This window comes from Idiomarina sp. OT37-5b, assembly GCF_002968395.1.
GTDB lineage: Bacteria > Pseudomonadota > Gammaproteobacteria > Enterobacterales > Alteromonadaceae > Idiomarina > Idiomarina aquatica.
The window spans coordinates 2,444,527-2,468,791 of record NZ_CP027188.1 but is presented as its reverse complement, the minus strand read 5'-3'; the positions used below and the strand labels follow the sequence as shown (position 1 = coordinate 2,468,791).

22 protein-coding genes are annotated in these 24,265 nt (G+C 51.4%); 13 read left to right on the top strand and 9 right to left on the bottom strand.

What is annotated here, in order from left to right:
• Positions 1-137: 137 nt before the first annotated feature.
• The 3 genes from C5610_RS11625 to djlA are packed head-to-tail and all read left to right on the top strand — an operon-like array spanning position 138 to position 2,654.
• Positions 138-1,142, top strand: coding sequence for an aminoglycoside phosphotransferase family protein (locus C5610_RS11625; protein WP_105307295.1), 1,005 nt, complete (start codon positions 138-140; stop codon positions 1,140-1,142).
• On the top strand, positions 1,139-1,831 hold the full coding sequence (murU, locus tag C5610_RS11620; protein WP_105307294.1) for an N-acetylmuramate alpha-1-phosphate uridylyltransferase MurU: 693 nt from the start codon (positions 1,139-1,141) through the stop codon (positions 1,829-1,831). Before C5610_RS11625 ends, murU begins: the two co-directional genes overlap by 4 nt.
• Positions 1,818-2,654, top strand: coding sequence for a co-chaperone DjlA (gene djlA, locus C5610_RS11615; RefSeq protein ID WP_105307293.1), 837 nt, complete (start codon positions 1,818-1,820; stop codon positions 2,652-2,654). The genes murU and djlA overlap by 14 nt, the downstream gene beginning before the upstream one ends.
• Here the strand turns inward: djlA and C5610_RS11610 are convergent.
• Genes C5610_RS11610 through rapA form a run of 3 tightly spaced genes read right to left on the bottom strand, consistent with a single transcriptional unit; the run spans position 2,651 to position 6,822 of the window.
• Positions 2,651-3,454 carry a DUF3530 family protein gene (locus tag C5610_RS11610; RefSeq protein ID WP_105307292.1) on the bottom strand — a complete coding sequence of 268 codons (804 nt, stop codon included), beginning with the start codon at positions 3,452-3,454 and terminating at the stop codon, positions 2,651-2,653. The two genes, djlA and C5610_RS11610, sit on opposite strands and share 4 nt — an antisense overlap.
• A 50-nt stretch (positions 3,455-3,504) precedes the next feature.
• Positions 3,505-4,164 carry a bifunctional tRNA pseudouridine(32) synthase/23S rRNA pseudouridine(746) synthase RluA gene (rluA, locus tag C5610_RS11605; protein WP_105307291.1) on the bottom strand — a complete coding sequence of 220 codons (660 nt, stop codon included), beginning with the start codon at positions 4,162-4,164 and terminating at the stop codon, positions 3,505-3,507.
• Entirely contained in the window at positions 4,165-6,822 is a 2,658-nt protein-coding gene (rapA, locus tag C5610_RS11600; RefSeq protein WP_105307290.1) for an RNA polymerase-associated protein RapA, read from the bottom strand.
• 148 nt (positions 6,823-6,970) lie between these two features.
• Between rapA and C5610_RS11595 the strand changes: the two genes are divergently transcribed.
• Positions 6,971-8,371 carry a PhoH family protein gene (locus tag C5610_RS11595; RefSeq protein ID WP_105307289.1) on the top strand — a complete coding sequence of 467 codons (1,401 nt, stop codon included), beginning with the start codon at positions 6,971-6,973 and terminating at the stop codon, positions 8,369-8,371.
• Positions 8,372-8,373: 2 nt separating this feature from the next.
• On the opposite strand, the gene C5610_RS11590 is transcribed toward C5610_RS11595, so the two are convergent.
• From C5610_RS11590 to C5610_RS11565, 6 genes are all read right to left on the bottom strand, one after another.
• Positions 8,374-9,363: a transglutaminase-like domain-containing protein gene (locus C5610_RS11590; RefSeq protein ID WP_105307288.1), complete on the bottom strand. Its 990-nt coding sequence runs from the start codon at positions 9,361-9,363 to the stop codon at positions 8,374-8,376.
• Positions 9,364-9,372: 9 nt separating this feature from the next.
• The gene (locus C5610_RS11585) at positions 9,373-9,663 is read right to left on the bottom strand and encodes a hypothetical protein (RefSeq protein WP_105307287.1); all 291 of its coding nucleotides are present in this window, start codon (positions 9,661-9,663) and stop codon (positions 9,373-9,375) included.
• Positions 9,664-9,785: 122 nt separating this feature from the next.
• Positions 9,786-10,199: a Holliday junction resolvase RuvX gene (gene ruvX, locus C5610_RS11580; protein WP_105307286.1), complete on the bottom strand. Its 414-nt coding sequence runs from the start codon at positions 10,197-10,199 to the stop codon at positions 9,786-9,788.
• Complete coding sequence (locus C5610_RS11575) at positions 10,196-10,753, bottom strand: YqgE/AlgH family protein (RefSeq protein WP_105307285.1); 558 nt, start codon at positions 10,751-10,753, stop codon at positions 10,196-10,198. Before C5610_RS11575 ends, ruvX begins: the two co-directional genes overlap by 4 nt.
• Before the next feature lie 52 nt (positions 10,754-10,805).
• Positions 10,806-11,759, bottom strand: coding sequence for a glutathione synthase (gene gshB / locus C5610_RS11570; protein ID WP_105307284.1), 954 nt, complete (start codon positions 11,757-11,759; stop codon positions 10,806-10,808).
• 22 nt (positions 11,760-11,781) lie between these two features.
• Positions 11,782-12,519 carry a 16S rRNA (uracil(1498)-N(3))-methyltransferase gene (locus C5610_RS11565; protein ID WP_105307283.1) on the bottom strand — a complete coding sequence of 246 codons (738 nt, stop codon included), beginning with the start codon at positions 12,517-12,519 and terminating at the stop codon, positions 11,782-11,784.
• Between the two features lie 120 nt (positions 12,520-12,639).
• On the opposite strand from C5610_RS11565, the gene metK reads away from it, so the two are divergent.
• The 9 genes from metK (at position 12,640) to C5610_RS11520 (ending at position 24,185) form a co-directional block, all read left to right on the top strand.
• On the top strand, positions 12,640-13,785 hold the full coding sequence (metK, locus tag C5610_RS11560) for a methionine adenosyltransferase (RefSeq protein ID WP_105307282.1): 1,146 nt from the start codon (positions 12,640-12,642) through the stop codon (positions 13,783-13,785).
• A 102-nt stretch (positions 13,786-13,887) separates the two neighbouring features.
• Positions 13,888-15,885: a transketolase gene (gene tkt / locus C5610_RS11555; RefSeq protein ID WP_105307281.1), complete on the top strand. Its 1,998-nt coding sequence runs from the start codon at positions 13,888-13,890 to the stop codon at positions 15,883-15,885.
• Between the two features lie 3 nt (positions 15,886-15,888).
• On the top strand, positions 15,889-16,902 hold the full coding sequence (gene epd, locus C5610_RS11550; protein ID WP_105307280.1) for an erythrose-4-phosphate dehydrogenase: 1,014 nt from the start codon (positions 15,889-15,891) through the stop codon (positions 16,900-16,902).
• Positions 16,903-16,947: 45 nt separating this feature from the next.
• Positions 16,948-18,129 carry a phosphoglycerate kinase gene (locus C5610_RS11545; RefSeq protein WP_105307279.1) on the top strand — a complete coding sequence of 394 codons (1,182 nt, stop codon included), beginning with the start codon at positions 16,948-16,950 and terminating at the stop codon, positions 18,127-18,129.
• Between the two features lie 28 nt (positions 18,130-18,157).
• A complete protein-coding gene (gene fba / locus C5610_RS11540; RefSeq protein WP_105307278.1) occupies positions 18,158-19,222 on the top strand; it encodes a class II fructose-bisphosphate aldolase in 1,065 nt (354 codons plus the stop codon).
• Between the two features lie 96 nt (positions 19,223-19,318).
• Positions 19,319-20,098 (top strand): YdiY family protein, encoded by a 780-nt coding sequence (locus C5610_RS11535; RefSeq protein WP_241970612.1) that lies wholly within the window; start codon positions 19,319-19,321, stop codon positions 20,096-20,098.
• 109 nt (positions 20,099-20,207) lie between these two features.
• Complete coding sequence (locus tag C5610_RS11530; protein ID WP_105307276.1) at positions 20,208-22,127, top strand: methyl-accepting chemotaxis protein; 1,920 nt, start codon at positions 20,208-20,210, stop codon at positions 22,125-22,127.
• A 94-nt stretch (positions 22,128-22,221) separates the two neighbouring features.
• Entirely contained in the window at positions 22,222-22,902 is a 681-nt protein-coding gene (locus tag C5610_RS11525; RefSeq protein ID WP_105307275.1) for a TIGR00153 family protein, read from the top strand.
• An 11-nt stretch (positions 22,903-22,913) separates the two neighbouring features.
• Positions 22,914-24,185 carry an inorganic phosphate transporter gene (locus C5610_RS11520; protein WP_105307274.1) on the top strand — a complete coding sequence of 424 codons (1,272 nt, stop codon included), beginning with the start codon at positions 22,914-22,916 and terminating at the stop codon, positions 24,183-24,185.
• The last annotated feature ends 80 nt before the right edge of the window (positions 24,186-24,265 follow it).

The following is a 24,265-nucleotide window of genomic DNA, read 5'->3' as shown; positions in this document are numbered from 1 at the left end:
AGCTGGCAATGGTTAATCCGTTTAATTATTGTAAGGCTTTAATATTTGTTGTGCGCGAATGCTATGATATAGCAATTTTTTTGATTCCGCTATTTGATAGACCGCCAGTATGAGCGATTTTTACTTCGGAGGACGGCTTGGAAGATAAACGTGAACTTGACTTAAAGGCATGGTGCGAAGCTCAGACCGGCGTGCCGCAGTCGCAGTTAGAAGTAGTGTCCGGTGATGCCAGTTTTCGTCGTTATTTTAGAGCGTCGGATGGACGGCAAAGCCTGATCGCGGTTGACTGTCCACCGCAGAAAGAAGATATGACGCCTTTTATTGCTGTTGCTGACGCTTACCGATCGGCGAATATCCCGGTACCGTCCATTCTCGCTGTTGATCGCGAGCACGGCTTTATGCTGCAGTCTGATTTCGGTCATATTTTGTTATTGTCGAAACTGCATCCGCGTAATGCCCGTCAATATTATCAAGCGGCACTGGCTATATTACCCGACGTTATGTCAGTCACCCATACGCAATTGGGCGAATTACCAGCTTATGACGAAGCTTTGTTGCAACGGGAGCTCGCGCTGTTCAAAGACTGGCTACTGCAGACACATCTAAAGCTGGAGTGGACGGATGATGATCAGCAGGTATGGTCGCAGTTTACGCAAAAAATGGTGAATAACGCGCTGCAACAGCCGCAGGTCGGGGTGCATCGCGACTATCATTCGCGCAACTTGATGGTGCTGGGTGATGACGAGTTAGGTGTGATTGATTTTCAAGACGCTGTGCGCGGTCCGGTGACCTATGATGCGGTTTCGTTGTTACGCGACTGCTATGTTGAGTGGCCGGACGAACTGGTGCTGGAATTGTCACAACAATTGCGCCAGCGATTGATCGATAGCCAGCAATTGGCCGCCAACGTGAACGAGCAACAGTGGCAACATTGGTTTGACTGGATGGGATTGCAACGCCACACCAAAGCGGCCGGCATTTTTGCGCGGCTGGCGCATCGCGACGATAAACCGGGATATCTTAAGGATGTGCCACGAACGCTCGGTTATCTGAGCCGAGTTAGCGCCGGTTATGCCGACTTGAGTGAGTATCGCGAGTGGTTACAACAACGGGTCATGCCAGCGTGGCAGCAGTCGCTATGAAAGCAATGATTCTCGCCGCAGGACGGGGCGAGCGAATGCGCCCTTTAACGGACCACACGCCGAAGCCGTTGCTGGCGGTTAATGGCAAGCCGTTGATCGAGTATCATCTGGAGAAACTGGCGCAGCAGGGGATTCGGGAGGTCGTTATTAATCATGCCTGGCTGGGAGAAAAAATCGAGCACAACCTTGGTGATGGGTCGCGCTGGAATCTGGCCATTCATTACTCACCAGAACCCGCGGGAGGTTTAGAAACCGCCGGTGGCATCATAAATGCGTTGCCACTGCTTGGGCAGGAACCGTTTTGGTTGATTAATGGCGACATCTGGACAGATATCTGCTTCAGCCGACTACCGAAACAATTGGGCGACGGTGACCTTGCTCATTTACTGATGGTCGAGAATCCGCCGCATCACCCAGAGGGTGATTTTTCCGTGCAGCAGGGCCGGCTTTGCCGCGCCGATAATGGCAAAGCGAGTTACACTTATTCGGGAATGGGTTTGTACAGTCCCGATTGGTTTCGCCACCGACCGGTTGAGAAACTGCCGTTAAGGCCGCTGTTTGATGCAGCGATTGAGCAGCGGAAGATGGCAGCAACGGTTGTCACCGAGGGACATTGGGTAGATGTAGGCACGCCCGCGCGGTTAGCGCAACTTGATACACAGCTACGAGGTGAAGATGATTTGGGGTAAAGTGATAGGTGCACTGGCCGGCTATTTATTTCTGCGGATCCCCGGCGCCATATTGGGCGCCCTGATTGGGCATTGGTTTGATCGCGGAATGGCAGAAGACTTTACCCGCAAAGGTGGTTTTGGGCAGTTCCTTTTTCGGGCCGGAACGGCGGCCGAAGATGCCACCTTCCTGTATACCTTGTTTGCGGTGATGGGGCACTTGGCTAAGGCTAAAGGACGAGTGACCGAGCGTGATATTGCACAGGCTTCAGCCTTAATGGATCGGCTAAAACTCAGCGGTGATGCTCGCACTGAAGCGCAATCGGCGTTTCGTGAAGGCAAACACGACACCTTCCCATTACAGCAGGTAGTGCGTGAATTTAAACAAGCCTTTTACGGTAACCGCGACGTCCTGCAGTTGTTTATGGAGCAGTTGATGGCGCTGGCGCTCAATGATGGTGTGCTGGATAAGGCAGAGCATGAAGTGCTGATAAACGTTGGTAAAACGCTGGGCTTTACCAAGTTCCAAATTGACCAGTGGCTGATGATGCAAAAAGCGGCCTTTCGTTTCAATCAACGCCAGCAGCAACAGCGCCAGGGTCGAACTCAGAACGCGTCGCGCAGTGCCGATGATGTGCAAGATGCTTATGAGATTCTGGGGGTCTCAGCGCATCAATCTGACGCGGAAATCAAAAAAGCCTATCGCAAACTGATGGCACAGCATCACCCGGATAAGCTGGCTTCTAAAGGTTTACCGGAAGAAGTGATGAAGCAAGCTCAGGAACGCGCTCAGGATATTCAGGCAGCTTACGAAACCATCAAACAAAAACGAGGTATGCGTTAAAAACCGTGGTATTTAAGCCAACCTTTTAGGGTGCTGGTAAGCTCTCTTTGCCCTGATGTTCCTTCACTCAGAAGGGGGCGTTGACGATAGTTCACTTGTTGATGTTTTTGACTGTACTGGCGGCGCAGGTCAAGGCTACTGGTCACCCATTGGTTGGCCTCCGGCGTACTGAGTTCAAGCACCGGCAGTTGCAACTTCGCCAGCTGTTCGGATAACGACCGGTTCAACTGCGGTTGCGGCAAGTACATATCGATAACCACTAAGGCGTCCGGCATCAGTTCGGGTTGCTGTTGAATCAACTTGACCGCCATCGCAGCGGTAATTCCTTCCATCACCCAAAGGGTAAAACCCGGGTTATCGGAAAACTCCGTCGACAGTCTTTGAATACGGGTTTGCAACGCCGCAATGTATGGTTCAAAAAAAGCCTCATCGACCGGCTGTGGGTGAACAGACGCTGGGTTATGTTGTTGCAACTGGTGAGTCTGTAATGCCATTTCGGGCGGTACCAGTGCCCAGCTATGCCAGCCCAGTATCGGTGCCTGCTCATAGCTGTGACGAACCCAAGGAGACTGCAGAGGATGCAATGGCCAGTCAGGCATGCTGAGCAGCCGTCCACGCACAAAATTCACTTGCGCCGGTTGGTATAAGGCCAAATAGCGATTGTCCTCATGCTCGAGCCAGCGCAATTGATCCGGGGGCAGGTAACGCTGCAAATCATCGTTTGCATCGGCTCCTGGAGGAACCAATGTCGAACTGAGCCACAGCGTGGCCATTACAGCGATGACAGATTTTGTGTTCATGCTTTGTTATCGGATGCAACGCGGCAGTCTTGAGTCGCAGCCGAGCTTTTTTACGCAAACGGCGTCGGGCAGGTAAACGTCAACCATTGTTCGGACTGTGGATGAAACAGGCTCAGTTGATGGGCATGCAGCAACAGCCTCGGCGCCATATTAAAGGCCTCGTCGTGTGCGTAAAACTTGTCGCCAAGAATGGGGCAGTTAAGCGCCAGCATATGCACACGAAGTTGATGTGAGCGTCCGGTATAGGGGGTTAGTTCCACCAGCGTGCTGTGATCATCATGGTTCATGACCCGGTACAACGTCTGGCTGGCCTTGCCTTGCTGGTAATCGATTTGTTGACGCGGACGATTGGGCCAGTCACAGGCAAGCGGTAAATCAACAACGCCGGATTGAGCCGGCGGTATTCCAAATACACGGGCGTGATAACGCTTCACCGGCTGGCGCTGCTGGAACTGCCGGCTAAGATGGCTTTGTGCCGGTTTACCCAGCGCAAAAACCATGATGCCAGAGGTGGCCATATCCAGCCGGTGTACCAACTTTGCCTCCGGCAGCACCCGCGTGACCCGGGTATACGCCGAATCGAAATGCTCCGGTGCGCGCCCGGGGACACTGAGTAGCCCGCTGGGCTTATTGATGACCAGTAGCTGTTCGTCACGGTACACCACCGTCAGATAGGGTGTCTGTGGTGGTGTGTAGTTTAATAACGCCATTTACGGTTGGTTGACCAGGATACGAATGGCGAACAACGATAACGTTGGCTGCTTCAACGCCTGCATTACCGCGGTCTGGCGAGCATCAATTGCGTTGATTTCATCATCACGCACGGCTGGGTTTTTTTCCTTCAGCGCGACGAGGCGTTGTTTCTGCTGTGAAAGGCGCTGTTGTGCCTGCTCGCACGCCTGTTCAATACGTTGCTGCAACCATGCTTCGGCGGTAGGCTGCTGTTGCTGAATAAACTGCTGCGCGCTGTCGCGTAACTGGCGAACGATCTGGCGTGCGGTCTTTTTATCCAAAAAGCTGGCTTGCTGCGTCAGTGCATCGCGTGGCACTTTGTCACTCAAATCGCGCCCCTGGCTGTCCAGCAGAATACGTAGCCGCTGTTGTGGATAAAATTCCTGTGCTGCGATGTTATCCGAGCGTGGCACCTCTGTCACGTAGTCCAGCTCCAGGAACCAGGCACCTGCCGGTAACGCCTTATTTTGTAAGCGTGCGACGCAGACACTGCCAAAGTCTTCGGTCGTGAGCAGTTCGATTGCTGCTTGCACATGAGGATGATCCCAGCTTAAAAATTCAATGTCCTCAAAGGCCAACGCGGTGTCCCGATCGACGGTGATGGTCATGCCGTCTTCGGCTAAGCCGGGAATCGCCGGTACTCGCATATGCTCACTGGGCTTCACAAACATACGGTGCTCGTCCAGTACTTCGGTATTAACGCCAAAACGATCCCAGAATGATTCCATGAAGTCATACAGTGCGTCGGCATCAGCATCGTTGTTAATGTGCTGAATCAGTTGTGCTGCTGCCTCTGGGCGGCAAGCGTTGAGTTCCTGCAACTTATCGCGGCCAGCCTCGGTTTCCTGCACCAGTTGCTGGTGGTAGTTGCGGGTTCGCTGCAATAAATCGTCTGGCAGGCTCTCGGCGCTATTCAGAGCGCGTTGTAAAGCATCGCGCTCAGCTTCGTAAACCTGCCGCCCAACAGGGTTGCATTGCTCAAACGCGTTCATGCCCAAGTGGTACCAATCCAATAGCAGCGCTTCGTCGGAGTGCTGTAAATATGGCACATGAATGTGTACATCGCCTTGCTGGCCAATCCGGTCAAGACGGCCAATGCGCTGCTCGAGTAAATCGGGGTTTTCGGGTAAGTCAAACAGCACCAGATGCTGCACAAACTGGAAATTACGTCCTTCGCTACCAATTTCTGAACACAACAGGATTGGGCTGCCATCTTCGTCCGAGGCAAAAAAGGCCGCAGCACGATCCCGCTCCAGCAACGACATCCCCTCATGGAACACGGCGGCATGAACGCCGGCCATTACCCGCAGAGCCTCCGATAAATCGAGCACCTGTTCGGCCGAATGACAAATCAATAGGGTTTTATGGGGCTTTTGTGCTTTTAAAAAGTCCATTAGCCAGCTCACCCGGGGGTCCTCAAGCCACCAGGGTTCACCACTTTCCGGCATGAATTCCGGTAGGGCGTAGCTGTGCAAATGCCGTTGCGGGAAGCCGCCAATGTGTTTGCGGCGATTACGGAACATAACACGACCGGTACTGTGCTGGTCGAGCAACTGATCGAGGGCTTCGCCTGTTAGCTGAGAGGCCTGTTCGGCGAGCTCGCGGTAATGGCTTTGTTGCTGTTGAAAATCGTCAAGGCTGTTAAAACGGTTTGGGTCAAGCAATCGTAAACGCTGGAAATGACCTTCACTGCCTTCCTGCTCTGGTGTTGCCGTCAGCAGTAAAACGTCGCTGATGTTTTGGCACAACGCTTCGGTATGTTCATAGCCAGCCGTTCCGGCCTGCATATGGTGTGCCTCATCCACAACCAGTAAATCGAACTCTGCCTGCTGCAGTTGCGATTGCCATTCACCGGCGGCGACAAATTGGTCGCTGACGATAATCAGCTGTTCAGCAAAAAATGGGTTGGCACCTTCGTCGCTCAGCTGTTGGCAACGTTCTTCATCAAACACGCTGAACGTTAGTGCAAAGCGCCGGCGCATCTCGACCAGCCATTGATTGCGAAGTGACTCTGGTACAATCACCAATACCCGGTGGTTGCGGCCGGTTAACAGGCGGCGCTGCATGACCATACCGGCTTCAATGGTTTTCCCCAGGCCGACTTCATCCGCCAGCAAAACGCGCGGATGGTAGCGTTCGGCGACGGTGTGCGACACGTACAATTGATGCGGTAACAGACCGATCCGGGCGCCGAGCAAGCCGGCGACCGGACTTTGTTGCCAGCGCGCATAGAATTCACTGGCCTGGTTGCGTAATAGGTAAAGGTCATGGCGGTCAGCGTTACCGGCAACCAGACGCGTCAGCGCCGGGTTAATGTCGATCTGATGGGACAATTGTGACTCCGGTACCATCACCTCGGATTGGTCGTCGAGACGCTGACCGAAGTAAATTAACAGGCCGCTTTGTTCTTTCACGTCCGTAATGGTAAACGACCAGTCATCAGCGTGTTTGGCCTGCTGACCTTCGGACAGTTGCAGACGAGCCAGTGGTGCGTCATGGCTGGCGTAAATTCGGCTTTCACCGTTACTGGGAAACATAACCGTTACCTGACGGCCATCGATGTGGGTGATGATACCCAACCCCAAACTTGTTTCTGTTTCGCTTAACCAACGCTGACCTAAACTGAACTCGCTCACTATCCGTCCTTACTGCTAACCATTAAGAGGGCGCAAATGGTAATGGTCGAGGCTAAAAAAAACAATCGTGTCATCACTCTGTCATGAATTTTAGTCTAAGCTGTAAGAAAAGAATAATGATAAAGCCGACTATGACTAGGGTGATGCGATGACCTCAAAATCCGTTTCAACGACCGCTCGTAAATCCTTTATTCTTGACACCAACATCCTTCTGCACGACCCACTCGCCTTTCTTAATTTTGACGAACACAATGTCATCATTCCGATGGTGGTGCTGGAAGAACTCGATAACATAAAAGATCGCCACAAGGATGTGAGCCGTGAAGCGCGGGTAGCCATTCGATCGCTTGAGGAAGTGTTAAAAGAGGCAAGCCCGGAACAAATCATCGACGGTGTGCCGTTAACCCGAGTGCAGGGTGATCATCAGGCCAATGGCACCTTAGCTATTTTTCCGGATTACGAACTGGAACAGAACGATTCGGTGTTGTCGTTAAAAGAAAACGATCACCGCATTATTCAGGCGGCACTGGAGATTCAGCGCAAACAGTCGCCAGCGGCAGTGGTGCTGGTGACCAAAGACATCAATATGCGCCTTAAGGCCAAAGGTGCGGGGATGCGGTTTGTCGAAGATTACCGCACCGACCAACTGATCGATGATATTCGCCTGTTGAGCAAAGGCTTTTATCAGTTCAGTGGCGACTTCTGGCAGCAAGTCAAGGAAGTATCAACACAACAGGAAGGGCGTGATGCTTATCATACCGTGTCCCGGGATGTGTTGCCGCAGGTGTTTCATAATGAGTACATCATCGATGAAACCCATACCTTTGCCAGTCGTGTCGATAGCTATGACGATAAAACGGTCACCTTGCAGGATCTTGGCTATGAACGGATGATGGCCTACGATGCGTGGGGCGTCCGGCCTAAAAACATCTACCAGGCAATGGCATTGCATGCACTGCTTGATACGCATATGGATATGGTGGTACTGACCGGACCGGCGGGGTCCGGTAAAACCCTATTGGCGTTATCGGCTGCGTTGGAAATGGTGGTCGAGCAGGGCATCTACGAGAAAATCATTGTCACCCGCAATACGCCGGAAATTGCTGAATCCATTGGCTTCTTGCCGGGCACAGAGGAAGAGAAAATGGCGCCCTGGCTGGCGGCCATTACGGATTCATTGGAAGTGCTGCATCGCCATGACGAAAGCATGGACTCAAGTCTGAATTACATCATGAATAAAGCGAACATCCAGTTTAAGTCGCTTAACTTTATGCGGGGACGGAGCATTCAAAATGCGGTGGTAATTCTGGATGAAGCGCAAAACCTGACCGCATCCCAGTTAAAAACATTGATCACGCGGTGCGGTGAGAACACCAAGTTGGTGGTTTCCGGCAACCTGGCGCAAATCGACAGTTATTATCTTACAGCGGTTACGTCAGGCCTAACCTACATTGTGGAGCGCTTTAAAGATTATCCCGGCAGTGCAACGATTAACCTGAATGGCGTAGTCCGCAGTAAATTGGCTCAGTTCGCGGAAGAGCATTTATAGCGTTAACCGCCACTTAACGGGACAACGACGTACTGACCGCTGTCGATGTAAAATTGGCTTTGCGCTGAGATGTTGCCGGCAGGCATGATGGCCGGGCCGGCAACTTCCACCAATACCAGCTTCGTACCACCGTCCTCAATGGTCGCATCGGCCGCTGTGCTGGCCATACTGATGGCAAACAACGCGTGTCCGGGCAGGTAAACAATCGCCATTTTCGCTTGTGGAATGATCGGCTTGAGTAGGGCCGCCATCAATCCGGCTTTGCTGTCGCAATCGCCCTGATTGTAGTAGAGCACTTGATTGGGCGGCAAATAACCGTCACCGCGATTATTGATGCCGTCCTCTTGGGCGTCATAAGGAATGGCCTGGATAAACTGAGCAATATAATCGGTATAGCTACGGCGGCTGTTATCGCGCAGCGCATGGCCGATTTGTTCGATCAACGGGTTAAACAGGCTTTGTTGCTGAGCGGCTATCTGAACCGCATCAGGAATGATCCCCTGTTCACCGGACGGTAAACGTAAATAACGATAATAGTTAGCGCTTAGATAGTCTTGCCACTGTTGTTGATAATAACTGCGGACACGCTGAGCTTGTTGCTGGTACTGTTGTTGCAAGTGTCGTTGGCGAGTTTCTTTTACCGCAATGGAAAGCTGCTGCTGACGTGGCGACAGGGTGACTTCTACGCCTCGATAGTTTTGTTGTTTAATAAACCGAGTTAGTTGTTGGTAAAGCTCTCGATTGGCTCTTTTTAAATTATAGTTACGAAAGCGTTGAAAGGAATTTAAGAATGGCTGACGGTCGGAACTGAAGCTCAGTGAGCGAGAAGTGCCAGTAGCTTCCTGCCACTGGTAAGAAAACTGCAACTGTTGATCTTGCTGTGTGCGTTCAAAGGACTGTTGCTGAGAAAAAGCCGGAAGTGACGTTAGTGTGATCAACAACAACACGCCAGCGAACCCAATCTTTTGATGATGCAACCGGCGGCCGTTCATTGTTTCTCGTCAGAACTTCATTTCGGTGATGGGATTCTCTTCAAACTTAAGATCCACTTGGTATTCTACCCCGCCAGCACGGACAAAGAAGTACGTCTTATCGCGTTTAAATAACTCTTGCAGAGTGATAATTTTTACGCCCGGACGTCGCTCTGGTCCCCAATCGGACATTTCTACGCCAAAACGTGTAACCAGTATGTTTTTATAACGATCATTAGTGATGAGTAACAATTTCTTGTTCTCATCTTTCAGCATGATGGTATTGCCGGTTACAGTGTAAGGTTCTTCGTTACCGAACACGAGCTTGCTCCTATCGAAAGACAAAATCAGAATGAATGCTTAATCGAGCACGAGTTAACGTTGCAACTATAACGAATTATTAAAGATTAACCAATACAGCGTCAACGAAACTATCGCAAGTGTTAATCGCTGAGCGAGCTCATATAATCTTCAACGATCAGTAGGGCGGCCTGACTGTCGACTTTTCCTTTACTGAGGTTTCGGTAACCGCCGTCGCTGAACAGTTGTTCACGAGCAGCGGTTGAGGTTAGACGTTCATCCTGAAAAACAACCTTCACGCCAAAGCGTCCATGTATTCGGTTGCCAAACTTGCGGGCTCGTTGGGTAAGTGGTTGTTCGCTACCATCCATGTTTAACGGCAACCCAACCACCACCTGCTCGGGCTGCCATTCTTTTAACAGTTGCTCCAGTTGGTTCCAGTCAGGAACTCCGTCACGGGCTTTTAAGGCCGCCAATGGGGATGCCGTTGCAGTAATGGTTTGTCCAACTGCAACGCCGATGCTTTTGGTGCCAAAATCAAAGCCCAGTAAGGTCATGCGTGACCAACGTCTGGACCAAGCTGCCAAACATCAAAGCCCAGTTTTTCGGTGGCTTTCTGCCAGCGCTCTGCAACGGGCGTATTAAATAGAATGTCCGGGTCTGCAGGAATCGACAGCCATGCGTTTTCGGCGAGCTCTTTTTCCAGTTGTCCGGCTTCCCAGCCGGCGTAACCGAGCGTCAATAAAAATTTCAGTGGCGCCGCAGATGAGCCGAGCGCTTCTAAAATATCGCGCGACGTAGTCACCATAATATCGTCACTGAGCTTTAAACTGCTGCGCCAGTTATCCTGCGGTGGATGGATAACAAAGCCGCGCTCCTGGCCGACAGGACCACCGGTAAAAACCGGACCCGTCAGTTGCTCGGAGGTTTGTGGATAAACGATTTCAAGCTTATCCAACAAGCTGTTGACCTTGAGGTTCGCGGGTTGATTGATGATTAAACCCATCGCACCGTCTTCGTTATGCTCGCAGATATAGGTTACGCTGCGCTTGAACAACGGATCGTCCATTGTCGGCGTGGCTATCAAAAAATGATTCTGTAAGCTTTCCATCGGTGACTCCTTAACAATCGATACCTTAGATATCGGTGCGATGGTGCAAAATTCAATGTTGCTGCGATAACTTTTTGTCAATTGCGGCAAACAATTTGGCGGCAATATTGATGTCGTAAGCGGCCTCTATTTCGCGCATACAGGTCGGGCTGGTTACGTTAATCTCCGTGACTTTATCACCAATCACATCCAGACCTACTAAGAGTAGTCCGCGTCGACTAAGTTCCGGACCGATGGCGTTGGCAATAGCCCAGTCTGAATCTGATAACGGCTGGGCGCGGCCACTGCCGCCGGCCGCTAAGTTACCCCGGGTTTCGCCCGCCGAAGGCACGCGAGCCAGCGCATAAGGCATCGGTTCGCCGTCAATGATAAGGATGCGTTTGTCACCATCCTTAATGGCCGGTAAGTACTTCTGTGCCATGGCGTAGCGGCGGCCCTTCTGTGTCAATGTTTCGATAATGACGCCTAAATTGGCACCATCCGCACCGACTTTGAAAATGGACGCGCCACCCATGCCATCGAGGGGTTTCATGATCACTTCCTGGTGCTGCTTATGAAATGCCTTTAACACCTCTGCGTTAGCACTGACGATGGTATCGGTGGTAAATTCCGCAAACCAGCTGGTATAAAGCTTCTCGTTACAGTCACGTAAACTTTGAGGCTTGTTGACGACAAGCGCACCGTCACGCTCCGCCAGCTCCAAAATCTGGGTGGCATACAGGAATTCGCTGTCAAACGGCGGATCTTTGCGCATCATAATGACATCGAAGTCGCCCAATGCCCGCTTTTCATCCTCGCCGAGCTGATAAAAATCACTGCTGCGATCGGTAACATGAACGGTTCGGGTAAGCGCAAACGGTTGGCCGTTATCGATTAACAGGTCGCCCATTTCGATGTAATAACATTGATATCCCTGTGCTTGAGCCTCAAGCAACAATCGAAAACTGGTGTCTTTGTGCGTTTTGACCTCGGCGATGGGATCCATCACCATAGCAAGCGTTTTCATGCCTTATCCTTTTTGACTGTGTTTAGGCGAGGTCGCCGATTTGATACTGCAGTACACTCAGCGCAGTCAAAGCAGCGGTTTCGGTGCGTAGTATACGCGGCCCCAAACGTATCGGTTTAAATTCATGATGGGCAGCCTGAGTCACCTCTTGGTCGCTAAAGCCGCCTTCCGGGCCGATGATCAATACCGCTGAAGTCATCGTTCTGCCCGCAATAAGTTCCGTTAACGGCGCCGGAGCATAGGGGTCGAGCGTCAACTTCAATTGCCCTTCGACCTGGGCAACAAAGGTTTCCATAGCCTGTGCCGGGTGCACGGTGGGAACCACACTGCGGCCACATTGTTCACAGGCAGAGATAACCACTTTTTGCCACTGCTGGCGTTTCTTTTCAAGTCGCTCGCCGGATAATTTAACACCGCAGCGCTCACTAAAAAGCGGAGTAATTTCAGTGACGCCGAGCTCGACCGATTTCTGTAACGCAAAATCCATGCGGTCGCCACGGGAAATGACTTGTCCTAAGTGCACCTGCAACGGCGACTCCGTTGGGTTCTCGGTTTTCTGAATCGGGCGGGCGCTGGCGTTGCGTTTGCTCACTTCGGTGAGTTCGGCTTGATACTCAAAGCCGTCACCATTAAACAGACAAACCGTTTGTCCGCTACTCATCCGTAATGCCTTCACGCTGTGCTGAAAGGCATCGGCCGATAACTCGACCTCGACGCCGATAGCCAAAGCGTCAGGGTGATACAGTCTTGGCAGTCTCATTGACATTTCTCATAACGAAGTGGACTTTTAGACGTCCAGAAGTAGAAAAATAATTGTTGATCGGTTACATTACCGTTTTAGTACTAGTAGCTTTAATCAAAATAAAGGAATGGTAGACATATGTCACGTCACCTGTTCACGTCCGAGTCAGTTTCTGAGGGACATCCGGATAAAATTGCCGACCAGATTTCTGATGCGGTGCTTGATGCCATTTTAACAGATGACCCGCGCGCTCGGGTTGCCTGTGAGACTTATGTAAAAACCGGTATGGTACTGGTGGGCGGTGAAATTTCAACGAACGCCTGGGTTGATATTGAAGAACTGACCCGTAATACCATCAAAGACGTTGGTTATGTGCATTCAGACATGGGTTTTGATGCCAATTCTTGTGCCGTACTCAATGCGATTGGTAAACAAAGTATGGACATCAACCAAGGGGTTGATCGAGAGCATCCTGAACAGCAGGGGGCCGGCGACCAGGGTCTGATGTTTGGTTATGCGTCGAATGAAACCTCGGTGTTGATGCCGGCGCCAATTACCTACGCACACCGCGTGGTGCAGCGTCAGTCTGAGGTGCGCAAGAACGGTACCCTGCCGTGGTTACGTCCGGACGCGAAAAGCCAGCTGACGTTTGTCTATGAAAACGGAAAACCGGTTGGTATCGATACCGTGGTACTGTCGACCCAACACCGCGAAGATATTACCCAGGATCAGTTGAAAGAAGCTGTGATGGAAGAGATCCTGAAGCCGGTGCTGCCACAGCAGTGGATTACCAAAGACACCAAGTTTCATATCAACCCGACCGGTCGCTTCGTGATTGGCGGCCCGATGGGTGATTGTGGCTTGACCGGCCGTAAAATCATTGTTGATACCTACGGCGGTATGGCACGCCACGGTGGCGGCGCGTTCTCCGGTAAGGATCCGTCGAAAGTAGACCGCAGTGCTGCTTATGCCGCACGTTATGTGGCGAAGAACCTGGTCGCAGCCGGTCTGGCTGAACGCTGTGAAATTCAGGTTTCGTATGCCATCGGCGTGGCCGAGCCGACCTCAATCAGCATCGACACCTTCGGCACCTCTAAGTACGATGAGGAAACGCTGATTGCGCTGGTTCGCCGACACTTTGATCTACGCCCTTACGGCCTTATTCAAATGCTCAACTTAGAACAGCCGATATACCGTAAAACTGCGGCTTACGGCCACTTTGGCCGCGATGAATTCCCGTGGGAACAGACCGACAAAGCGGAGATTCTTAAAGCCGATATCTAACCGCGCCGGCGGCTAGAAAATACGCATTAAATTTGCTTGTAACCCCCGAAATGTGGAGAATACGCGCATCTGAATTCGCATCTCACCGTTTGGGGGTTTTTCATGTCTGACCGTCGTCATCTCGCCAATGCTATTCGTGCTCTAAGTATGGATGCTGTACAAAAAGCCAAGTCTGGCCATCCCGGAGCGCCCATGGGCATGGCGGATATTGCCGAAGTGTTGTGGCGTGATTATCTAAAACACAACCCGAATAATCCGCATTGGGCTGACCGCGATCGTTTCGTCCTGTCGAACGGGCATGGTTCAATGCTCATATACTCGCTCCTGCACTTAAGCGGTTACGACCTCAGTATTGATGATCTTAAACAATTCCGCCAACTGCATTCGAAGACGCCGGGCCATCCGGAATACGGTTATACACCCGGTATCGAAACTACCACCGGACCACTGGGGCAGGGTATTGCTAATGCCATCGGTATGGCTCTGGCAGAAAAAGTGCTGGCGGCCCAGTTTAACCGTGAAGGTCATCAAATCATTAACCACCACACCTACGCGTTTCTCGGTGATGGCTGCCTGATGGAAGGTATTTCGCATGAAGCGTGCTCGCTGGCGGGGACGCTGGGACTGGGTAAGCTGATCGCGTTTTACGACGACAACGGCATCTCCATTGACGGTGAAGTTGAAGGCTGGTTTACCGATGACACCGCGAAGCGTTTTGAATCCTATAACTGGCACGTTATTCGTGATGTTGATGGGCATGATGCCGGCGCCATCAGTGATGCCATTGAGCAGGCGCAGGCAAATCAGGATCAGCCGACCCTGATCATCTGCAAAACCGTGATTGGTTTTGGCTCACCAAACAAACAGGGCAAAGAGAGCTGTCACGGCGCGCCACTGGGCGATGATGAAATTACAGCGACTCGTGAAAAACTGGGTTGGAACTACGGGCCGTTCGAAATTCCGGCCGATGTCTATCAGCAATGGTCAGCAAAAGACCGCGGTGACGCTGTTGAAGCTAGCTGGAACAAACGCTGGGTTGCTTACGAACAGGAATTCCCGCAACTGGCGGCGGAATTGAAGCGCCGTCTAAATGGTGAGTTGCCGACGGACTTCGAGCAACAGGTTGTCGATTACGCCAAACGGTTACAGGCGAACCCGGATAACCCTGCGACACGTAAAGCCTCGCTGAATGCGTTAAACGAATTTGGTCCAAAGCTGGGTGAACTGTTGGGCGGTTCTGCCGATCTGGCAGGTTCGAACCTAACCCTTTGGGATGGAGCGAAAGGCATCGATGCGAACGACGCTAGTGGTAACTACGTGTACTACGGTGTGCGCGAATTTGCGATGTCAGCGATCATGAATGGGATTACTTTGCACGGTGGTTTTAAAGCCTATGGCGCCACCTTCCTGATGTTCATGGAATACGCCCGTAATGCTGTGCGGATGGCGGCGTTGATGAAACAGCCAGCGATTTTCGTTTATACCCACGACTCGATCGGTTTAGGCGAAGACGGGCCGACTCACCAGCCGGTGGAACAGCTAGCCAACTTGCGCTTAACGCCAAACCTGAATTGCTGGCGCCCGTGTGACGCCGTGGAAACGGCAGTAGCCTGGGGTGCAGCGATTCAAAGTACGACCACACCTAGTGCACTGGTGTTCAGCCGTCAGGGTATGCCGCAACAGCAACGTGATGAGCAACAACTGCAGAATATTGCCAAAGGTGGTTATGTCCTGAAAGACTGCGAGGGTACGCCGGAACTGATCGCTATTGCGACCGGTTCAGAAGTGGATATTGCGGTGCAGGCGGCCGCCAAACTGACGGAGCAGGGGCACAAAGTACGAGTTGTGTCGATGCCAAGCACTGATGTGTTTGAACAACAGTCGGCAGAATATCGTGAACAGGTGCTCCCTGCGGCGGTTAGCAAACGTATCGCGATTGAAGCGGGTATCGCCGATTACTGGTACAAATACGTTGGCTTAAATGGCGCGGTGGTCGGTATGACCACCTTTGGTGAGTCGGCGCCAGCGGCTGAGCTTTATCAGCACTTTAACATCACTGTTGAAAACACCGTGGCTCAGGCCAACGCGTTGCTGGGTTAAGTTGTGTCGATTCGAGTCGCTATCAACGGATTTGGACGGATTGGACGGAGCTGTTTGCGGGCATTGTACGAAAACAATTACCGCGAACACTTCCAGGTGGTGCTGATTAATGAACCGGCGCCGGCCGCGTCAATGGCGCACTTGCTGAAGTATGACTCGAGTCATGGCCGTTTTAAGTTTGCGGTGCAGCAAGCGGGCGAGCAGCTGACGGTTGCCAAGGATGATATTGCGGTTACCCACGAAACCAGCATAGAAGCGGTCGACTGGGCGGCGCACGCCGTTGATATTGTTATCGATTGTACCGGTGTGTTTGGTAGCCAGGCTGACGGCCAGCGCTATCTGAAGCAGGGCGTTAAGCGCGTCCTGTTTTCTCATCCGGGACAGCCGGATGTCGACTTTACTGCCATTTACGGTATCAATCACCAACAGCTAAGCCGTGAACATCGGATTATCTCCAATGGTTCCTGTACCACGAACTGTATCGTTCCCATCATCAACATCATCGATAATGCGTTTGGTATTGATTCAGGCGCGGTAACGACCATTCATTCGGCGATGCATGATCAGCAGGTGATTGACGCGTACCACCCGGATTTACGCCGAACCCGAGCTGCAGGGCGCTCCATCATTCCGGTGGATACTAAGCTGGCGCGAGGAATCGAGCGTATTTTGCCGCATTTACAAGGGCGTTTTGAAGCGATTGCGGTGCGCGTGCCGACCACCAATGTGACAGCGATGGATCTAAGCGTTACCTTAAATAATGATGCATCATTGGATGACGTAAACGCGGTGATAAAAGAGGCGGCCGCAAATGAACTCAATGGGATCGTGGACTATACCGAAGAGCCATTAGTCTCTATCGATTTCAATCATGATCCCCATTCCAGCATTGTTGACGGCACCCAGACTCGCGTCAGCCATAAACGGTTAGTGAAGCTACTGTGTTGGTGTGACAACGAATGGGGTTTTGCAAACCGGTTACTCGATACCACACGCGTTATCATCAACACGCTGTAGCGCCGTGAAGGCTAACAATCGAAATCATTGAAAAGAGGAAAAACCATGTCTGTATTAGCGATGGCGGATTTGGAATTAAACGGCAAGCGCGTCTTAATTCGGGAAGATCTGAACGTGCCGATAAAAGACGGCAAAGTGGCTTCTGACGCTCGTCTGCGTGCGGCGTTGCCGACCATTAAGCTGGCTCTGGAAAAAGGTGCCGCGGTCATGCTGATGTCACACCTGGGGCGACCGACCGAAGGACAATTTGATGCTGAGTTTTCGCTGGCGCCGGTTGTCGATTATTTGAACGATGCACTGGATGTGCCGGTACGGTTAGAAAATGATTATTTAGACGGTACCGATGCTGCCGCCGGCGAAGTGGTGGTATTTGAAAATGTCCGCTTTAATGTGGGCGAAAAAAGCAATGACGATGAGCTGGCTAAGAAACTGGCGGCACTGTGTGATGTCTACGTTATGGATGCATTTGGCACAGCTCACCGGGCTCAGGCGTCAACCCATGGTGTGGCGAAGTTCGCGCCCGTTGCTTGTGCCGGTCCTCTGCTGGTAAATGAACTCGAGGCATTGGGTAAAGCGCTGGATAATCCGAAACGACCACTGGTGGCGATCGTCGGTGGCTCGAAAGTATCAACCAAACTTACGGTATTGGAATCGTTGTCCAATGTGGTTGATCAATTGATCGTTGGTGGCGGTATTGCCAACACCTTTATCGCGGCTGCAGGTCACTCCGTGGGTAAATCGCTCTACGAACCGGACCTGATTCCGGAAGCAAAACGCTTGATGCAGCAGGCACAGCAACGCAATGCGGAAATTCCATTGCCAACGGATGTGGTAACCGGTAAAGAATTCAGTGCCGATACCCGTGCTGAAACCAAGCCGGTAAATGAAGTCGAGGACGACGATATGATTTTCGATGTCGGCCCGGACACCGCACAAATGCTGGCGGAAAAGCTGAAAAATGCAGGCACTATCGTGTGGAACGGCCCAGTAGGTGTGTTTGAATTTGATGCATTTAGCCACGGCACTGAAGTGATGGCTAATGCGATCGCCGACAGCGAGGCGTTTTCGATTGCCGGTGGCGGCGACACCTTGGCGGCGATTGACCAATACGGTATCGCTGATAAGATGAGTTATATCTCTACCGGCGGCGGTGCCTTCCTTGAGTTTCTCGAGGGTAAAAAGCTGCCCGCGGTCGACATTTTAGAACAGCGCGCAAAAGACGCATAATCGGAACAACAAATTAAGGAGTTACATTATGGCCCTCGTGTCACTACGACAGTTACTGGACCACGCCGCGGAGAACGGCTACGGTATTCCAGCGTTTAACGTCAACAACCTGGAACAAATGCGCGCGATTATGCAGGCGGCGGAAAAAGTGAACAGCCCAGTGATTGTGCAAGCCTCTGCTGGTGCTCGTAAATACGCTGGCGCGCCGTTTCTGCGCCACTTAATGCAAGCGGCTAGCGAAGAGTGGCCGGATATTCCAGTGGTTGTGCATCAGGATCACGGCACCTCACCGGCCGTTTGTCAGCGTTCGATTCAGTTAGGTTTCACCTCGGTGATGATGGACGGTTCGCTGCGCGAAGACGGTAAAACCCCGGCCGATTACGATTATAACGTGCGCGTCACTCAGCAAGCGGTTGCTATGGCGCACGCCTGTGGTGTATCGGTCGAAGGTGAACTGGGTTGTCTGGGATCGCTGGAAACCGGCGAAGCCGGTGAAGAAGACGGTGTTGGTGCTGAAGGCAAATTGTCACACGATCAATTACTGACCGATCCGGAAGAAGCGGCAGAATTCGTTCAGGCAACACAAGTGGATGCGCTGGCGATCGCGTGTGGCACCTCACACGGTGCGTACAAGTTTACTCGTCCACCAACCGGTGACATCCTTGCGATTGACCGCATCAAGGAAATTAACCGTCGTATTCCAAACACTCACTTGGTCATGCACGGTTCTTCTTCAGTACCACAGGACTGGTTGGCGGTCATCAATGAATTTGGCGGTGAAATTCCGGAAACCTATGGTGTACCGGTAGAACAAATTCAGGAAGGCATTAAAAACGGTGTGCGCAAAGTGAACATCGATACCGACTTACGCTTGGCCAGCACGGGTGCGATTCGACGTCACCTGGCGGAGAACCCGTCGAACTTCGACCCGCGTAAATTCCTGGCTGCGGCCACTGACGCGATGCAGGAAATTTGTGAAGCACGTTTCCTGGCATTTGGTTGTGAAGGTCAGGCTAGCAAAATCAAGCCTATTTCTCTTGAGGAAATGTTCAAGAAATATGAACGTGGGGATTTGAAGGCTGTTGTAAAGTAACGTAAACTTTGCTTAATTAAATCGAAAATTGAGTCGCATGGGATAGAAAATTGTCCATCCTGTGCGGCTCGTATAAAAATGTAAGTCGAGGTATACGTGCGCTTATCCGTTATTTTTGCCAGTTTAATGTTGCCCCTATCCGCATCAGCACAAACCTTTATGTTTGACGATGCCGAGGATATGGATACAAATACCGTTGAAGAATGGGAGGCAAGCGCAGAGTTTGGCCTGTTATTCACCACAGGTAACACCAAGACCGAGAGTTTAAAAGGCAAATTAAACGTTTCTCGCGACTACAAAAAGTGGCGTCATAAAGGCATTATCGATTACTACACGGCCGAGCAGGAAGACCAGTCGACGGGCCAAACCTCAGAGACTGCAGACAGCCTGTTTATTTCCGCGCAGAGTAACTATAAATTTGCGCCTGAAAGTAAGTCATCAATGTTTCTGTTTGGTTCCTACGAAGAAGATGAATACAGTGGTTATGAATATCAGAGCACTGTGGCTTTAGGTTATGGCGCCCGCTATCGTTACAGCGAAGCGGTTTATGCGGACTATGAAATTGGTCCGGGTTATGCGCGTTATAAGCCGATTGTTGACGGCGTACCGCAGGAGTCAGAAGGCTCTGCAATCCTCCGTTTGGCGGGTAACGCTCATTGGAAAATTTCTGAAACTTCCAAGTTCAATGCGCTGGTTTCGTCGGAAATTGGTGAAGACAACACCAAAAGCCGTGCTGAGCTGTCGGTGTCATCAAACTTGAACAGCTCGCTGGCAATGAAAGTGTCCTTCTCAGCAACGCATAACTCAGAAGTTGCTAACGAGACCATTGAAAATCTTGATACGGAAACCGCAGTGACTTTGGTTTATAGCTTTTAGACCCGTCCTGTTCTGATGCATTGAAGCCCGCCATTCTGGCGGGCTTTTTCATAAAAGTGTCATACAACCGAGCTAGTATAGCGCCAATGTTTTCAGCCCACTCAGTTGTATGCGCGTATCTCACTTTAGCCGCTTATCGTCGCTTTCGCTTTCACTGGTATCGCTGTTGTTCCTTGGCTTGCTGGCCTGGGGCAACATCAAGCTGGATGAGCAAAAACAACTCGACCAACATTTCCAGCAGATTAAGCAACGGGTACAGGTGGATGTGGTTACGTCACTCAGCCAGTATCTGCAATCCGGCGATACGCTGTTGTTAAGCAACGCTGCCGAAACACTGACTGGTGTGCAACAGCAACTGGCCGAACTGGACAGTGAACGTCTTAGCCGGCTGCAGCAATCAGTGCAGGATCTCCTGCAGAAGACCAATTCTGATTACCGAGCTCTGGGTAAACTGGCTGGTTCGAAGAATGAATTGGTATTAAATGCGGAACGTTCATTGAGTAATGAGTTATCCAGTTTAATTGATTATGCAGAGTTGGGTATCGAAACACAGCCGGAAACGGCACAGCGGTACATTGCGCTGGCCAATGACGTGATGCAAGAGCTGGTTCATTTGATACACATTCGGCAACAGTTGTCGCAGGGAGACAGTAGTGCCGAGTATCAGCCAATACTGGATAATTTGAAGCAGACCGTCGCGCAACTCGAAAACCTTCCTCTACTGGGCATTAAAGAAGAGCTACCAGACCAGTCCATGATGCTGGTGCAGCGCGAAGCGAAAGATCTCGGCATCGGTATCCTGTCCGAGCTAAACAGTTTATTAAATCGCTACCCTCGGGAACTGGCAAAAACCCAGCAACAAATCAGTGAACGTGAACAAGCGTTCGAACAATTGCGCTCCGACATTGCCGCCTTACAAACCGACGCACTCGGGGCCGAACAACAATTGGCGGAATCCTACCAACAGACATTGTTGCAGATAAAATCCGTGGTGGTCGTGCTGGTTGTGGTTTTGATCGTTTTTGCGCTGGTCAACTTTGTCCTGCTCAGCAGGATGGTGCTGGCACCGTTAAGAACACTGCGTGACGCGATGAAAAAGCTGGTCTCTGAAGGACAAATGGAGGTTTTGCCAGGGGCTAACTCGAACACTGAAATGGGTGATATCGCGTCGAGTTTCAATGCGCTACTGGAGCTCAATGCCCGCGAAGCCGAGCAGAAGAAGGAACAAATGGGCATCGTGAAAAGCGCTCTGGAGACCATCAATGGTGAGATCCAGCAAGTCGTCGAGCGCTCCCGGGCCAGCCAGGATTCTGCCCTTAATAATCAGCAGCAACTGAGCGAGTTAGCGGAGCTGGGTAATCAGTTGCAACAGCGCTTTGATGTTCTGGCGACCAATGCCAGAGCGACTCGAACCTCGGTGCAGGACAGCGGGCAGACCACTGAGACCTTGCATCAGGCATCGAAACGGACACAACAGCTTATCGAATCCGGTTCTGACGCGGTCACCGACTTGAATCAGTCAGTGAAAGAAGTGAGCCACATCCTTACCGTCATCAGTAACATTTCTGAGCAAACCAATTTGTTGGCACTGAATGCGGCCATTGAAGCGGCGCGAGCCGGCGAGCATGGCCGTGGCTTTGCGGTGGTAGCCGATGAAGTCAGAAAGCTCGCGCAACAGACCCATGAGTCGCTCGCCGAGGTTCAGCAAATTCTTAGTCGACTGACACAGGCTTCGCGTGTACTCGGTGAGAACTACGTTGAAATTGATCGAGCGGCGGAAACACAGCAGCAACAGGTCAATCATATTGTCGGCCTGATAGAACAAACGGGTGAACAGGCGGATTCATCTTCGCAACAAGTGAGCGGGGCATTTACTCTGGTGTCGCAACAAGCGGAAAAAATGCAGGATTTTGAACATCGCATGACCGAGTTGGTAGACGGCCTTGAAGAATCCGTGCAACTGTTAACTCAGGCGACACAACAAACACGACAGCAGCAGCACAAAATTGAGCAAGTTTTTGAGCATTAACGCAGAGTTTTGTCGGCAAAACGGTTCCTTTTGATCTAAGATTTAGCTACCATTCGCGGCAGCTAAAATAGGCTAATACAAGTAAGGATCCGATATGTCGGTAAACTCATTTCTTGGGGTGTTTGCTAAGTCCCCAATAAAACCAATGATCGAGCACATGGACGAAGTTCACCGGTGCGCTGAATGGTTGAAGGAGTTTTTTAAAGCCGTTTATGCCAAAGACTGGGATGCCGCCGAGCAGGCGCGCAAGCATGTGGTTGAGCATGAACAAAAGGCAGATGAACTGAAACGCAATATTCGTTTGAACCTACCCGGTGGTTTGTTTATGCCGGTCGAACGGACCGATTTGCTCGAGCTTGTCTCGCAGCAGGATCGTATTGCGAATAAAGCAAAAGATATTTCAGGCTTAATGACCGGGCGTCAATTAGAAATCCCCGAGCCATTAATCGACGCCTTCGATGCCTACCTCAAACGTTGCCTTGACGCGACCGAAAAAGCCAAAGAAACCATTGGCGAGTTTGATGACTTGCTGGAAACCGGCTTTAAAGGTCGGGAGCGGGATTTGGTGAACAACTTCATTGCAGAACTTGATGCAATTGAAGCGGACACTGACACGCTGCAAGTTCAACTGCGCAAAGATCTGCGCAAAATTGAAACCGAAATGAACCCACTCGATGCAATGTTTTTGTATCGCATTTTGGACTGGGTGGGCGACCTTGCCGACCTCTCTGAACGTGTTGGCGCACGTTTTGAACTCATGCTGGCGCGAGTTTAAGGGAACGATTCATGGATATCATTACTTCTTATGGCATGATCCTGGTGATCATGGCGGCGGTCTTTGGCTTTTTTATGGCCTGGGGTATCGGCGCAAATGACGTAGCAAATGCAATGGGTACCTCGGTTGGCTCAAAAGCGCTGACCATCAAGCAAGCGATTCTCGTCGCCATGGTGTTTGAATTTGCAGGTGCTTATCTTGCCGGGGGTGAAGTAACCTCCACCATTCGTAAAGGCATCATTGACTCTGCCTATTTCGTTGACAGCCCCGAACTACTCGTATTCGGCATGATCTCGGCACTACTTGCTGCCGGTTTCTGGCTGCTGATCGCTTCTTACCTGGGCTGGCCGGTATCAACTACGCACTCGATCATCGGTGCCATAGTCGGCTTCTCGGCCATTGGCGTTAGCATGGATTCCGTGCAGTGGGCAAAAGTTGGCGGTGTGGTAGGCTCTTGGGTGGTAACGCCGGCGATATCAGGCTTTATTGCGTACCTCATATTTATGAGTGCGCAGAAACTGATTTTTGACCGCTCTAACCCATTAAAAATGGCGCAACGGTATGTGCCATTCTATATGGCAATGGCCGGCTTCGTGTTGTCGCTGGTTACCATCAAAAAAGGCTTAAAACACGTCGGTTTGAACTTAGGTTCAATGGAAGGTTACCTATGGGCGATTGGTATTGCCGTCGTGGTCTTCTTTATCGGTAAGTTTGCTATTTCACGGCTTAAGTTTAACCCATCCGACGACAAAGAGATGCACTACACCAACGTTGAGAAGGTGTTTGCCGTGCTGATGGTCGTGACCGCCTGTGCGATGGCCTTTGCGCATGGCTCGAATGACGTTGCAAACGCGATTGGTCCGTTGGCTGCTGTTGTCAGCATCGTTGCCAACAATGGTGAAATTTCGTCGAAAGCGGCGTTGGCCTGGTGGGTGCTTCCGGTAGGTGCCGTGGGTATCGTTGTCGGCCTGGCGATGCTGGGTAAACGTGTTATCGCGACCATTGGTCAGGGCATTACGCATCTGACGCCAAGCCGTGGTTTTGCCGCCGAGCTGGCCGCTGCGTCGACGGTGGTACTTGCCTCGGGTACTGGTTTGCCAATTTCAACCACACAGACGCTGGTTGGTGCGGTTCTTGGTGTAGGCATGGCGCGCGGTATTGCGGCGCTAAACCTTGGCGTCGTGCGCAACATCGTGGTGTCCTGGGTCGTGACGCTGCCGGCAGGCGCGATTATGTCGATTATTTTCTTCTACATTCTGAAAGCGATATTCGGTGTCGCCTAAGAGGATATGCCGTTGCTAAGCCCCGTTTTATACGGGGCTTTTTTTTACCCGAAAAAAAATCACATTCCCATCCAACTTTT